Below are 14255 nucleotides of genomic sequence, written 5' to 3'. Positions count from 1 at the left end.
CCGAGCACATGCTCGGTTTTTTCATTACATCGCTTTAAGCCGTTCGGCGCAACGAGCCAATCCTGGATAATTTTGCTCATCGAGCTCTGAGGTAAGGCGCTCAATACGCTCACCTAAACATTGCAACGATGATGCGCTCACATTGATGTGGCCCATCTTTCTACCCGGTTTTACGCCCTTTGCATACCAGTGGCTGCGTACCTGTGGGGTATTTAATACGGTGGTGGGAATGTGTGCTTGCCCAAGTACATTGATCATTGCGCTCGGTTGCAGCAATTGTGTGTCGCCAAGTGGCAATCCAGCTACCGCACGTACGTGGTTTTCAAATTGACAGCAAAACGCGCCCTGCTGCGTCCAGTGCCCTGAGTTATGAACGCGTGGCGCAATTTCATTCACTAACAACTGTCCGTCTACGTCGAAAAATTCAATCGCCAATACACCCACATAATTGAGCTCATTCGCAAGCTTGGTATACGCATCAATCGCCTGCTGTTGAATTGACTCTGCCACTACGCCCGCTAAGGAAAGCGTTAGCACGCCGTTAGTGTGCTCATTTTCGGTGACAGGATAGATTGCAACATTACCTTTTTGGTCGCGAGCACCAATCACTGACACTTCACGATTAAACGGGATCATCTTCTCGCAAATGATGCTGTGCGCAGGGTCTTTATCAAGAAATGCCGACATTTCTTGCCAAATCTCATCAGCATTTGCAGCGTCTTTTAAGCGCCACTGACCTTTGCCGTCATATCCTGCCTGGCAAGTCTTAATAACCAAAGGCAAGTCAAGTTCAACGATGGCTTTGTCAAAATCGCTCCGCTTTGTTACCAGCACATAAGGGGCGCTAGGCACACCGGCTTTCTCCAAAAGCGCTTTCTCTTTGGCGCGGTCGCCGCCACATTCAATGGCTTGCTGACCTGGGAAAAACTTACCGCTTTGTTGACACAGCAACAACACATCGCTGGGGATATGTTCAAATTCAGCGGTAATACTGTGACTCTCACTAATCGCCGCCTCTAGGCTCAAGTCATAAACCTGACCCGTTACAGGATGAACGACTTGTTTTGAGCCAACATCATACGCTTTGATATGAATATCCAGTGGCGTACCCGCCAACGCCATCATTCTGGCTAGTTGCCCTGCTCCTAACACTAACATGTTCATGCTTACAGAGCCTCTCACTCAGCGGGGTTTGGGTTAGCAAGTACTGTATCAGTTTGCTCTTTTCTAAAAGCGTCGATTTTGGCTAATAACTCTGGTTGTTGGCACCCCAAAATTTGTGCCGCCAATAGACCTGCATTAGCCGCTCCCGGATCGCCAATAGCTAATGTGCCTACGGCTACTCCTTTGGGCATTTGGCAGATAGAAAGTAGTGAGTCTACACCGTTCAATGCTTTTGATTTAACCGGAACACCTAACACCGGAAGCGAAGTAAATGCAGCAGCCATACCCGGTAAGTGAGCAGCGCCACCGGCGCCTGCGATAATAACCTTAATGCCACGATCGGCAGCAGAGGATGCATAATCTGCTAATAACTGAGGAGTACGGTGCGCAGACACAACCTTGGTTTCATATTCAACGCCAAACTTATCTAACATATCGGCTGCGTGTTGCATTGTGGGCCAGTCTGACTTGGAACCCATGATGATACCTACTTTCATTATTACTCCTGGGGTATAAACGATACTGTATTTTTAAAGCCAGATAGACATATACAATGCTGGGGGTTACTGGCTCATTGGCTGTAGTGCACCTACAGCACTCGCGGCGCATTATACAAAATAGTGCGTTAAAAATCATGCCACAAATCAATATCATTTAACGACTTGTTAAAGCTTCATGTAAGAGGTTATTGTACACCACACAGACAAGATTATTTTGCCAGCATAAAATTGCGTTTCTCTATAACGTATTGAAAAATCGCAGGTATTACTAACAACACTAAAAAAAGCACTTGAATTGAGCGCGCTCACAAAGCAATTGAGCACGCTCAAAATGGTATCTGTAATGACAACTATTTCACATACAACACCAAAGAAACTGGCCACTCGCGCACGAATAATGTCCTGCGCATGGGAGTTATTTTTATCCAAGGGCTACGCTGGCACATCTACTCGTGATATTGCCAAAAAAGCCGATATCGCAAATGGCACCCTGTTTAGCCACTTTGAAAACAAAGAACAATTGCTAAACGAATTGATGCAAGCGCATTTTGACGATGTCATAGCCCAAGCACAGCAAGATGACACATTCGAGCTACCCAAGTTAAAACTGCGCCATTACGCTCAGCACTTGTATGCTTTTTTCTTAAGCTATCAGGAATTCACACAAACCCTGCTCCAAGGATTGGTTTGCCAAGGGGTCTTTTTCAATAGCAGTATAGAAAAATTAAAGCAGCAGCTTTTTGTCGACTGTGACCGATATGATGAAGTTCGTGCAGCAGCGATGATGGATTGCTTTTTTATGACATTAATAGAAGGGTTAAATACCCAAGGTATCACCAAGACGGCGATGGTCAGTAGACTGAGCGCAAAATTGGCATTGCTTTAGCGGGTGGCTCTCCTGCAGCCACCCGCCAGTTCCAGACTATAAGTGTTTATCCAAAAACTTCTCAATTGCAGTTAGGGTAATGGTTCTGCTGGTATTGTTGTTGATAATAGAATGGCCTTCATTTTCTAGTTCTATGTAGGTGACATCCTTGTTCGCGTCTTCAAGTTCTTCCACCATGTTGCGCGATTGCTTTACGGGAACGACCTTATCGTGCTCACCGGCAATCACCAAGACTGGCGCTTGCACTTTGTGTACATGATTAATTGGCGAATAACGTTCAAGTAATTTGCTATCATCGACGCTATCACGCATGGCTTTGTTCCAATAACTCACTATCCAGTGGTCGCTACCGTGTTCACGGCGCTCAGTAGAGAGCATTTCCTCCAAGTCACTTACACCGTTAATCGCAATGATGCATTTATACATCTGTGGCGTAGACACCGCCGCAGTCAAGCTTGCATAACCGCCATAACTCCATCCCAACATACACGTGCGGTCTTTGTCAGCGTAAGACTTCTCTACCATGGCCGCTAATGCATCATCTAAGTCTGTTTGCATCGCTTGGCCCCACTGACCATAGCCCTTGGTGGTGTGATCGGCGCCAAAACCTCGCGAGCCCCTAAATTGTGGTTGGATCACAAGGTAACCTCGGTTCGCCAAGAACTGAGCCATATAATCAAAACCATATTTGTCATAAGACTCGGGTCCACCGTGGGGCATAACAACAGTAGGGAGTGGTTTATCCCCTAAGGTTACACCTACTGGGCTGGTTATTAATGTTGGAATAGCAAGACCATCTCTGGCTGTAATAGACGTTTCCAACACAGGATTTACATAGGCTGGGTCAACTCCCTTGCGCGCACTCGCTAAAAACTGAAACCCTGTTTCTTTGTTGTATAAGTAATAGTCTTGTGGGCTTCCCTCACCCTCAACTAATAGCAAGATGCTCTGCCAATCAGCGCTATGATCCTGAATGTAAAATACATTGTTAGGCATCTGCTTTTGTAAAGCGTTAAGCACATTGTCTACCTGCTTATTGAAGAACTCATAGCTGGGCTTAAATCCAGAATAACGAACGCCATAAACCACACGGTTTATATCTGATAAAACATAATCAATTTCCTTACCTGGCCTTACAAAGATGGGTCCGGTAACTTTGCCATCATGCAACGACATTGTGTAATAACTATCACCGCCATGCTCATCGCCCTTGATCATCACCAAAGATTGCTTATCAGGTGTTAATCCTACAAATGATACGCGCTTAATCGCCGTATTTTGCGAGAAAATTTCAACTTTTTCGCCACTAATATAGGAATCTATAGTGTGCAGATCATCTCTGTTGTTAAACGCTTCAATAGCAATAATTTCGCCTTGGCTATCAACAAAGTAATCATCGATTTCATTTCGTCCACGTTTTACGATACGAGGCTCACGTGAACGCTTAGTATCTAATTTGACCTTCACCAAGGAATAAGGCGGGTTATCAAGGGTCTTAATTCCGGTATACGCTGGCATATACACTTCTGTTTTATCCTCAGAAATACCAACAATGTGACCTAGACCCGTTTGTCCATGATATATACCAAGCCCAGGCACAAGCAGTTGCACGATATTATTGGTGTTTACATCATACACGTACGCTGTACTGACGTTATGCCTTCCTCGATATCCATGCAGTTTCTTGTATTTGTAGGCTTGCAGAATGACTCGGTCTTCATCAATAAAAAATGCGCCACTTGGGTTAACTTCGCCAAGCACGACTCCGCCAACCAACTTACCGGTGCTCAGCTCTTTGATCATCATGATGTCTTTGTCACCATCAACTGCGCGGAACAAAATGCGTTGCCCCGATGGTGATAGCCGAGCCATACTAAATTTTGGCAAGTCAGCGTAGACATCAACAGGTAAAATGGGCGCATTCTGCAACGCTGCCAACACGCTAGTGCTGAGTAAACAAGCAAATATAAATAGTATTTTTTTCATAGGACAATCCATTCAATTCTAATGGCCAATCTAGTGATTTTTATAAGGCCTTCCGTATCGCACAACAGCGTAATTTGTTTATACAATGGGTTTATGTAAAACCACTTTTGCTAACTAATAAACAGCGCAAATATACCTTATTGGGTACAATAAGTACATGTTGCACTATTACACTGTTACCATTTTCTCAGTGATTATCCTTCGTATCTCGCTAATATCAAATGACTTTTTCAATAGAAGTGCAAAAATTACCGCAGCCCTCTATCAGTACTACTTTAGTGCGCTACGTTTTATGAGTATTGGTACGCATAAATCTCACAAGCGAGTCGTTAGGCTCTAACTTGTCATGTGTGCGCTCAAACCCCATGGCATGTAACGTCTTAATACAGGACACATTATCTTGGTGCGTGTGAGCAATAAACTGACTAGGTATAAACCCAATAAAGTGATGACTGTGGCTCAATAGCAACGCGAGTGATTGTTGCATAAGCCCTCTTCCACAATGAGCAGGATGGAGCTCAAAACCCACTTCAACGCGGGGGCGTTCGACATTATAGAGGCCGCAGGTGCCAATAAGCTGGTTATCGTAAAGAATCGCCATGCGCACGCCGCATCCACTAAGCAACAGTTCGATATCCTGTTGAATAATTTCTCTTACTTGGTGCTTATCAGTGAGCAAGCCATAGTCATTAAACTTTCCCACGCTAGGCAATGACAGGATTTGCATTAACGCGTTTGCGTCTTTATGGGTTATCGGTCTCAATGTAATGACTGAGTCTTTGCAGCTGATCTTCAAAGGAGTGAAGTTGAAGGTTTAAGTTGATGAATTATTGCCTTAAACTAGGTCAACAAGCAAGTCATCAAAAGGCAAATAAGATGCAAGAGCAGTACGTCAAAGTGCCACCAACAACGACAGTGTATTGTCCCAAACGCGGTGAAGGCTGGACACTCACAGGGATCACCGGAATTGACGAATTCACATCCGTCATGTTCGACGGCGTGCGCTACACTATTTCTGCCAAAGAAATCGTAGAAGAATTACTGCCCAATCAACAAGCTCGTGAACGCGAGCAATAAAAAAGGGCCAAATATGGCCCTTTTTCAAATCATCACTGTGTTTATTTTAGTGCGTTTATTCGAGCGTCAAGCGGCGGGTGCGACGCAAACATCTCGCTGATTGAGCGCCCCGATGCAATACCAAACGCCATCATAGAACCCTCTAATCGCGATTCATGGTTATGCTTCAAACGCTCAAGCGCTGAGCGCATTTTATTAGCACCGACCATTTCAGCCGCACCTTTGTCTGCTGCAAATTCACGTTTACGGCTGAAGTAAGCAACGATGACTGAGGCTAAAATACCGAAAAGAATTTGGAATACCATGTCAAAGACAAAGTAAGTCCAGCCACCGCCTTCTTCTTCATCGCCGTTTAAGAAATTATCGACAATGCCCGCCAAAATTTTTGCCAAGAAAATAACGAAGGTATTCACTACGCCTTGGATTAAGGTCAGTGTCACCATGTCTCCATTAGCAACGTGGGAAACTTCATGAGCAAGAACGGCTTGCGCTTCATCCTTGGTCATGTTGTGAAGTAATCCACTGCTCACGGCTACAAGTGAGTTATTTTTTGATGGCCCGGTAGCAAAGGCATTAATTTCAGGGCTGTCATAAATCGCAACCTCTGGCATTTTAATGCCACGCTGCTGAGCTTGTTCAGCCACCGTTGATACTAACCATTGCTCAGTGTCTGTACGAGCTTGCTCAATAACGTATGCTCCGGTGGATTTTTTTGCGATCCATTTTGACATAAACAATGAAATGAACGAGCCGCCAAATCCGAACACTGCCGCAATAACGAGAATGCCACCGATGCTTCGAGATGAAATACCAAAGAAGGCAAAAAGAACGGATAATACCAGACCAAGTACCAGCATCACTGCAAGGTTGGTCAATAAAAACAGCACAATACGCTTCATACTACATTTCTCCAATCGAGTAAGAATATTCATTAGGAGTCCAACAATGACTCATAATGGATAGCATCACCGACTTGGTTGAAGTTACCTCTTATATATAGTCGAACATAGGTAACTTCAAGCTAATTGCGACATACAAAGTGTAAATAGGTATGTCTAGGTTAGTCGATCACGATTAACGCAAGCCGAACAAATCCATCAAAGCCCCGTGAATACGTAATTTTGGCTTATCTTCTGTGTATGGCGACTCTGCGAGCATGGGCGCTGGCAGCCTTGCTTTGAGTGTTTCGAGGTTCTGTTGATAACACAGCATGTCTGGGTCGATTTGATTGGCAATCCACCCAGCAACATGTATACCTTGGCTTGAGAGCACTTCCATCGTAAGCAACGCATGGTTCAAACAACCCAGCTTCATGCCCACTACCAAGATCACTGGCAGTTGTGCTTGTGCTACCCACTCGCTCATTAATTCTGTGTCATTGATAGGCAGAAGCCAGCCGCCCGCTCCTTCGGTGATCAAGATATCGGCCTCTACACTACTTATATCTGTGTGAGCTTGGTTTAACTTCTCAATGGTGATCTGCTCACCGACTTCCTTCGCGGCAATATGCGGCGCAATGGGCGGCGCGTATATAAATGGATTCACTTGCTCATACAACACATTGCAATTGCCACTTTCTATCAGCGTTAATGCATCTGTATTCACTAGCCTGCCAAACGCTTCTTCGGCGCCAGCGGCTATGGGTTTAAAACCCGCCGCCTTTTTTTTGTGTTGCACCGCAAGCTTTAAAAGCAAACTTGCGATATGCGTTTTCCCCGCGTCAGTGTCAGTGGCGGTAATAAAAAACTGTTTCATTTAGTTAATTCCATAAAGGCAACGTTGTAGCTCAGCTTTACTGACTGACTGCCATTTTGTAATGCGTCAAGTACTTGAATATACTGCGATTTCGTGAGACTACCTTGATTGTTTTGTGTACTCGACGCACCAATGGCACCGATACTTTTTAATGCCTCTTGCGCCGTATCAAAACAATCAAACAGTAATGATTGCTGCTGCCACGTAACCTCAAAACCTACGTTTTGTGCACCAGTAATCATGCTGTGCATCGAATCAAAGTGGTTGATAGCGCTGCGCCCTACAGTTGCAAATGCCTGCTTAATTTCTACCAAGGAGTTTGAAGCAACAACAGCAAGGTACGCTCTTCCAGAAGGTTTGATAACACGATATAACTCTTCAACGGCACTGGCAAAATCGTCAGACCATTGCATTGCAAAGTTACTAAAGACTGTGTCAATCACATTGCTTTGCACGGGCAACATGTCCATATCAGCGCATATTTTATGGGCATTGGCATCAATACGAGTCAACATCTGCTGCGATAAGTCCAACGCAATGTAGTTATCACTTTGCGCCGCTAATACACCTGTATTGACGCCTGGCCCTGCGCCTAAGTCTAAACATGTGCCAAGGTGACTATCGCCAATGCGTGAGAGCAGAATATCACTACTTAACGCCTGTACTTTGGCGTGACTCTGATACTGGCTGGCAGCTTTGGAGAAGTGCGATTGCGTCTTTACTTTTAGAGCTGCTGTCATTGGCAGCTCCTTAACGCATTGACGAGCGTATCAATATCTTGATGCGTATGCGCACTATTAAGTGTGATCCGCAACCGTGCAGTGTTGTGAGCAACGGTTGGCGGGCGAATCGCGCTAAGCCAAATCCCTTGCTTTCGCAGCGCTTGTTGCGCGTTTAAAGCACCTTCGCTATCGCCGATAATTAATGGTTGAATCGGCGTGTCAGAGTCCATTAACGCCAACCCCTCATCAGCGCAACGAGATTTAAAATAGCTGATTAAATCAGATAAATGCGCACGTTTGTCATCTGCTGCTAATACTTGGGTCAAACGGTGATCTGCAACTTCACAGCTCATAGGCGAAATCGCAGTAGAGTAAATATAGTCACGGTTATTTTGTAGCAGTAAGTCAATCACTGGTTTGCTCGACAACACTATGGCACCATTGCATGCTAGCGCTTTACCAAAGGTAATGACGAGAATATCGGGCTTTGTGGTTGCGCCGCAGCCCAATCCATTGCCCTTGACGCCAAAGCCATGGGCATCATCGAGCATAAACCATGCGCCTTGGTGCTGACATAGCGCTTTAATGTCTGCCACCGGTGCGCAGTCTCCATCCATAGAAAACACCCCTTCACTGACAACTAACTTGTTGCGTGACTTGGACTTTTCAAGGCGTGCCTGCAAGTGACTGAGATTATTATGATTAAAGCGTTGCATTTGCGCGTTTGCTTGCAAACCACCGTCAATCAAACTCGCATGATTCAACTTATCTTGAACAATGAATCCATCGGGCGCTTCGTTGAACAGCGCTTTTAAAACACTGATATTCGCGCTAAATCCACTGCCAAAGAGCATTGCCGCCTCGTAACCTAATAGATCACAAAAACGTTGCTCTAATTGCTGGTGACATGCTTGATACCCTGTAACTAACGGTGAACTGCTGGCACCACTTCGGCGTGTGATTAGTGGTAAAGGCTCATCACCTAACGCCAAGTAATCATTGGACGCAAAGTTTAAAAATTGATGATCGGCTATCTCAATCACGCGCGCACTATTGTTTTGCACAACAACACGCTGGCGCAACAAATGCTGCGCCTGTCGTTCATTTAAAGCATCAGTGATGAATTCAAACGCCATTTAGTTCGCTTCGTAGAATAATTCAGACTCGGCTTTATCTGCGATTGCAGAGCTCAAAGACGCTTCATACGCTTCATCTGAATAATCTTGGCCTTTTTCAGGATTCATGCCTAATTTACGGATCAGATTCATATCTGCATCCGCTTCTGGATTCTCTGTGGTAAGCAATTTGTCACCATAGAAGATAGAGTTTGCGCCTGCGAAGAAACACATGCTTTGCATCTGTTCATTCATTCCCGTGCGACCTGCCGACAAACGAACATAACTCTTAGGCATCATGATACGCGCTACAGCAATAGTACGGATAAATTCAAAATGATCTAAGTCATCCACATTTTCCAGTGGCGTGCCTTTAACCTTAACAAGCATATTGATTGGCACACTCTCTGGCTGCTTTGGTAAGTTTGCTAGTTGCAACAGTAGACCATAACGATCCTTGGCTTGCTCCCCCATACCTACGATACCACCAGAGCACACTTTCATACCGGCGTCACGGACGTTATCCAGAGTGTCTAAGCGGTCTTGGTAAGTACGAGTAGTGATAATTTGTTGGTAGTACTCCGGCGATGTATCTAGGTTGTGGTTGTAATAGTCCAAACCAGCATCACGAAGTTGGTGTGCCTTGTCATTGTCTAACATACCAAGGGTCATACACGTTTCTAGGCCCAACTCTTTTACTTCGCGGACCATTTTTTCGATGTAAGGCATGTCTCTGTCTTTAGGATCAGACCAGGCAGCACCCATACAAAAACGCGTTGCGCCTTTTTGCTTTGCCAAACGTGCTTGTTCAACCACTTTTTCCACTTCCATGAGGCGCTCGCGCTCTAGATCAGTTTTATAATGACCTGACTGAGGACAATATTTGCAGTCCTCAGGACACGCGCCGGTTTTAATCGAGAGCAACGTAGAAATTTGTACTTCATTTGGATTAAAGTTTTGTCTGTGAATACTCGCAGCCTTGAATAACAAATCGTTAAACGGCATTTCGAATAGGGCTTTTACTTCTTCATGGGTCCAGTTATTGCGGACTTGGGCCTGTTCCATAGAGTTCTCTTTATACATGGGCACTAAAACTAATTTTGTATCAGTCTACGACTTGCCTTAGTATTGTCAACGAATTACAAAGCACCCAAGTTTACATATGAGCAATATTTGTACAGACAACACGATTGACGTTGAATTTGACCGCCAACATATTTGGCACCCCTACACGTCAATGCTTAAACCACTGCCAAACTACCCTGTTACACATGCCAACGGCACGCGCATCTATTTGCAAAGTGGGGAGTCATTGGTGGATGGTATGGCATCATGGTGGAGCGCCTTACATGGTTATAATCACCCTGAATTAAACGCGGCGATACAGCAGCAAAGCCAACAAATGAGCCATATTATGTTCGGTGGTATTACCCATAAGCCGGCAATTGACGTGTGTAAAAAGCTGATTGCGATGACACCAAAGCCACTGCAAAAGGTATTTTTAGCTGACGGTGGTTCTGTGAGTGTTGAAGTCGCGATAAAAATGGCGATTCAGTATTGGTTTAGTCAGGGCAACCAGCGTAAGCACACAATTATGACCCCTGCTAAGGGCTATCATGGTGATACATTTGCAGCGATGAGTGTGTGCGATCCGATAAACTCAATGCACAGCATGTATCGCGGATTCCTACCAGAACAACACTTTGTTCCCGCACCCAAAAGCGGTTTTTACGACGAATTTGATGAACGCGAAGCTGCAGTACTGCGTTCACACTTCCAAGCGCATCATGAAGATATCGCTGCCTTTATCATTGAGCCTATAGTGCAAAATGCAGGAGGCATGAATTTCTATCACCCGCAATATCTCAAGACCGTGCGCCAGCTCTGTGATGAATTCAACGTACTCTTGATTTGTGACGAAATTGCCACAGGCTTTGGTAGAACAGGCAAGCTGTTTGCAGTCGAACATGCTGATATTTGTCCAGACATTATGTGTGTGGGCAAGGCCCTTACAGGCGGTTATATGACACTCGCTGCGACATTAACTACGGATAAAGTGGCTCGTGGTATTTGTGAAGGTGAAGCCGGTGTTCTGATGCACGGCCCAACATTTATGGGGAACCCATTAGCGTGTGCGGTTGCCGATGCAAGCTTGAGTTTATTGTATAAAAATGACTGGCAAGCGCAGGTAGCAAACATCAACCAGTGGCTAGAGCAACTAAAAGCCTGTGAAACCCTTGAAGCTGTCACCAATGTTCGTACTCTCGGTGCGATTGGTGTTGTAGAGTTAAAGCGCACCGTTGATGTTGCAAAAATTCAACGATTCTTTGTCGATAACGGTGTGTGGATTCGCCCGTTTGGCAAGCTTATTTACCTCATGCCACCTTTTGTCAGTAGCGAAGACGATATCAACGCACTGTGCAGTGCAATTTATAAGGCTATCGCGCAAGACGCGTACTAACAACACTATGCCAAACTAAAAAATCCCGCTATTAGCGGGATTTTTATTACCATTCAAATTGATAAGCCATCTTGGCTATGGTCCTGAGCGCCACATTATGAGTGTTACGCTGTGCGTACAAATGCTGCATGGCCTTGTCTTTGACCTCACCAACAATAACCTCTTTAACTTGGTAATCTAACGCATGTGCCGCCTCTACATAGGCTACGAATTCCCATTTTTTAATATTAGTGTTATCCACTATGACAAGTGGGATACCGTCACTAAGTGCTTTGATAAAGCGCGCCAAATTAAGATTGTGATATTGCGGTAACTTGTGTTTATCGAACTGATACTCACCATCAGCCGATGTGAAATAATCATCAGTACTGCAAATGAAATACTGGCTGGAGTCTCCTACCACCAAATCGTCTGCTAAGTTTTGCGCATAATGGGTTTTTCCGCTGCCCGGTAAACCTCTTAGAATAAACACTTGTTTCATTTACTACTCACTATAGCTAGCGTGAAGCTGACACTCAAAAGCGCCAGAGCAACTAAGGATAGTGACGCTAGGTGCATCATTTTATTTATCTTTGTGGCTATTATAATGCCACAAACACTACAAATACTGCACAGCCCAAGTAAGATTAATGCAGAATTTTTTGGTTTTACTAACCAATGGTGACGAGTTTCCACGCCGAAGTAGCTTAAAATGCCGTACTGTACTTCGGGTTTGCCATAGTGAATTAACACTAAAACGACCACAAACAAGCACCAGCCTATCGCTGCGCACCATGCAACAAAAACAAATGGGCTTGTTCGATCACCTCTTAACATCACAGTTGTCCTAATAATCCCTTGTTCCTATTAAGTTTAGGCTAAATATTGTGCACTTTTGAGGAATAAAGCATTAAACAGGCCAATTGACAGTTTTTTTCTCATTCGATCACGGTTAAGATAGGCCTCTTAACTTTCATCATAAGTAGGGTGTCATCAGTTTGTATTTGACACTTTGGCACAAGTAATCATTGGAGTGAAAATGAGCCATACAGCAATCGCCGAGCTATTAAAAGGCGCTGTTGCAGTAGACAGCCAAGTAACTATTAAAGGCTGGGTGCGCACACGTCGCGATTCTAAAGCAGGTATTTCGTTTTTAGCCGTCCATGACGGTTCGAGTTTTGATCCTATCCAAGCAGTAGTGCCAAATTCGCTTAATAATTATGATGAAATAACACGTTTAACTGCAGGTTGCTCGGTATCAGTTACCGGTAAACTTGTTGCGTCACAAGGCCAAGGTCAGGCATTCGAAATTCAAGCAGATGCAGTAGAAGTGATCGGCTGGGTTGAGAATCCAGACACCTACCCTATGGCTGCAAAACGTCATAGTATCGAATTTCTTCGCGAGCACGCTCACCTGCGTCCACGTACCAATGTAATTGGTGCGGTAACGCGTGTGCGCAACTGCTTATCACAAGCAATCCATCGTTTTTTCCATGAGCGTGGATACATGTGGATCAGTACACCCATTATCACCGCCAGTGACTGTGAAGGTGCGGGTGAAATGTTCCGTGTATCAACATTGGATATGCAGAACCTACCACGCACTGATAAGGGCGACATTGACTACAGTGAAGATTTCTTCGGTAAAGAAGCATTCTTAACCGTATCGGGTCAATTGAATGGCGAAACGTATGCCAGTGCGATGTCAAAAATTTACACATTTGGCCCAACGTTCCGTGCTGAAAACTCAAACACCTCTCGCCACCTTGCAGAGTTTTGGATGGTAGAGCCTGAAGTTGCCTTTGCTGACTTAGAAGATATCGCTAAGCTAGCAGAAGACATGCTTAAATACGTATTTGCAGCAGTACTTGAAGAGCGCCGTGATGATATGGAATTCTTCGCTCAGCGCATCGAGAAAACAGCGATTTCACGCTTAGAAGAATTCGTGAGCAAAGACTTTGCACAAGTTGATTACACAGACGCAATCGAGATTCTTAAAGGTTGTGGTAAGAAATTTGAATTCCCTGTTGAGTGGGGCGTGGATTTACAATCAGAACACGAGCGTTACTTAGCGGAAGAGCACTTCAATTCACCTGTAGTTATCAAAAACTACCCACGTGATATCAAAGCCTTCTACATGCGCCAAAACGAAGATGGCAAAACGGTTGCAGCCATGGACGTTGTAGCGCCAGGCATTGGTGAAATCATCGGTGGTTCTCAACGTGAAGAACGCTTAGATGTGCTTGATGCACGCCTTGAAGAAATGGGCCTGAACAAAGAAGACTACAGCTGGTATCGCGACCTACGTCGTTACGGTACTGTACCTCACTCAGGTTTCGGTCTTGGTTTCGAGCGTCTAGTTGCGTATGTGACTGGCATGGGCAACGTGCGTGATGTAATCGCGTTCCCACGTACCAAAGGTAGCGCTACTTACTAAGCGTTTGACCAAACATAAAAAAAGCCGCTCCATGAGCGGTTTTTTTATAGCTATTGACCCGTCCTAAATAGCGTTGACACTTTTCAAACTTAATTTGGAGAGTGTAATGAAATCAATTGGCAAAAGAACTCAACGAGATTATTCCCTCGCTTTTAAATTGGCAGTTGTAGACC

The 14255-nt window shown here is 44.8% G+C and carries 14 protein-coding genes; 4 read left to right on the top strand and 10 right to left on the bottom strand.

Annotation, left to right across the window (positions count from 1 at the left end; genetic code table 11):
- Positions 1-24: 24 nt before the first annotated feature.
- Both AAEU32_RS12440 and purE read right to left on the bottom strand, forming a co-directional pair.
- On the bottom strand, positions 25-1164 hold the full coding sequence (locus AAEU32_RS12440) for a 5-(carboxyamino)imidazole ribonucleotide synthase (protein WP_421970855.1): 1140 nt from the start codon (positions 1162-1164) through the stop codon (positions 25-27).
- Positions 1165-1178: 14 nt separating this feature from the next.
- A complete protein-coding gene (purE, locus tag AAEU32_RS12435; RefSeq protein WP_421970854.1) occupies positions 1179-1661 on the bottom strand; it encodes a 5-(carboxyamino)imidazole ribonucleotide mutase in 483 nt (160 codons plus the stop codon).
- Between the two features lie 346 nt (positions 1662-2007).
- On the opposite strand from purE, the gene AAEU32_RS12430 reads away from it, so the two are divergent.
- Positions 2008-2550, top strand: coding sequence for a TetR/AcrR family transcriptional regulator (locus AAEU32_RS12430; protein ID WP_421970853.1), 543 nt, complete (start codon positions 2008-2010; stop codon positions 2548-2550).
- A 36-nt stretch (positions 2551-2586) separates the two neighbouring features.
- Here the strand turns inward: AAEU32_RS12430 and AAEU32_RS12425 are convergent, their stop codons facing one another.
- Together AAEU32_RS12425 and AAEU32_RS12420 are read right to left on the bottom strand one after the other, a co-directional pair.
- Positions 2587-4536 carry an alpha/beta hydrolase family protein gene (locus AAEU32_RS12425; RefSeq protein WP_421970852.1) on the bottom strand — a complete coding sequence of 650 codons (1950 nt, stop codon included), beginning with the start codon at positions 4534-4536 and terminating at the stop codon, positions 2587-2589.
- Positions 4537-4819: 283 nt separating this feature from the next.
- A complete protein-coding gene (locus tag AAEU32_RS12420; RefSeq protein ID WP_421970851.1) occupies positions 4820-5299 on the bottom strand; it encodes a GNAT family N-acetyltransferase in 480 nt (159 codons plus the stop codon).
- 113 nt (positions 5300-5412) lie between these two features.
- On the opposite strand from AAEU32_RS12420, the gene AAEU32_RS12415 reads away from it, so the two are divergent.
- Positions 5413-5613 carry a hypothetical protein gene (locus tag AAEU32_RS12415; protein WP_421970968.1) on the top strand — a complete coding sequence of 67 codons (201 nt, stop codon included), beginning with the start codon at positions 5413-5415 and terminating at the stop codon, positions 5611-5613.
- A 41-nt stretch (positions 5614-5654) separates the two neighbouring features.
- Here the strand turns inward: AAEU32_RS12415 and htpX are convergent, their stop codons facing one another.
- From htpX to bioB, 5 genes are all read right to left on the bottom strand, one after another.
- The gene (gene htpX / locus AAEU32_RS12410) at positions 5655-6512 is read right to left on the bottom strand and encodes a protease HtpX (protein WP_421970850.1); all 858 of its coding nucleotides are present in this window, start codon (positions 6510-6512) and stop codon (positions 5655-5657) included.
- Positions 6513-6687: 175 nt separating this feature from the next.
- Positions 6688-7368 (bottom strand): dethiobiotin synthase, encoded by a 681-nt coding sequence (bioD, locus tag AAEU32_RS12405; protein WP_421970849.1) that lies wholly within the window; start codon positions 7366-7368, stop codon positions 6688-6690.
- The gene (locus tag AAEU32_RS12400; RefSeq protein WP_421970848.1) at positions 7365-8108 is read right to left on the bottom strand and encodes a methyltransferase domain-containing protein; all 744 of its coding nucleotides are present in this window, start codon (positions 8106-8108) and stop codon (positions 7365-7367) included. Before AAEU32_RS12400 ends, bioD begins: the two co-directional genes overlap by 4 nt.
- Positions 8105-9226 (bottom strand): aminotransferase class I/II-fold pyridoxal phosphate-dependent enzyme, encoded by a 1122-nt coding sequence (locus tag AAEU32_RS12395; protein ID WP_421970847.1) that lies wholly within the window; start codon positions 9224-9226, stop codon positions 8105-8107. Before AAEU32_RS12395 ends, AAEU32_RS12400 begins: the two co-directional genes overlap by 4 nt.
- On the bottom strand, positions 9227-10270 hold the full coding sequence (gene bioB / locus AAEU32_RS12390; protein WP_421970846.1) for a biotin synthase BioB: 1044 nt from the start codon (positions 10268-10270) through the stop codon (positions 9227-9229). It abuts the gene before it with no gap.
- Between the two features lie 106 nt (positions 10271-10376).
- On the opposite strand from bioB, the gene bioA reads away from it, so the two are divergent.
- On the top strand, positions 10377-11666 hold the full coding sequence (bioA, locus tag AAEU32_RS12385) for an adenosylmethionine--8-amino-7-oxononanoate transaminase (protein ID WP_421970967.1): 1290 nt from the start codon (positions 10377-10379) through the stop codon (positions 11664-11666).
- Between the two features lie 46 nt (positions 11667-11712).
- Here bioA and AAEU32_RS12380 read toward each other — a convergent pair whose 3' ends face one another.
- The gene (locus AAEU32_RS12380) at positions 11713-12147 is read right to left on the bottom strand and encodes an ATP-binding protein (protein ID WP_421970845.1); all 435 of its coding nucleotides are present in this window, start codon (positions 12145-12147) and stop codon (positions 11713-11715) included.
- Positions 12148-12684: 537 nt separating this feature from the next.
- Here AAEU32_RS12380 and asnS point away from each other — a divergent pair.
- Positions 12685-14082: an asparagine--tRNA ligase gene (gene asnS / locus AAEU32_RS12375; RefSeq protein WP_421970844.1), complete on the top strand. Its 1398-nt coding sequence runs from the start codon at positions 12685-12687 to the stop codon at positions 14080-14082.
- Positions 14083-14255 lie beyond the last annotated feature (173 nt).

Origin of the sequence: Pseudoalteromonas maris, from assembly GCF_049257235.1 — a bacterium.
Lineage (GTDB): Bacteria > Pseudomonadota > Gammaproteobacteria > Enterobacterales > Alteromonadaceae > Pseudoalteromonas.
The sequence above is the reverse complement of the archived record's forward strand: the minus strand, read 5'-3'. Positions and strand labels throughout refer to the sequence as shown.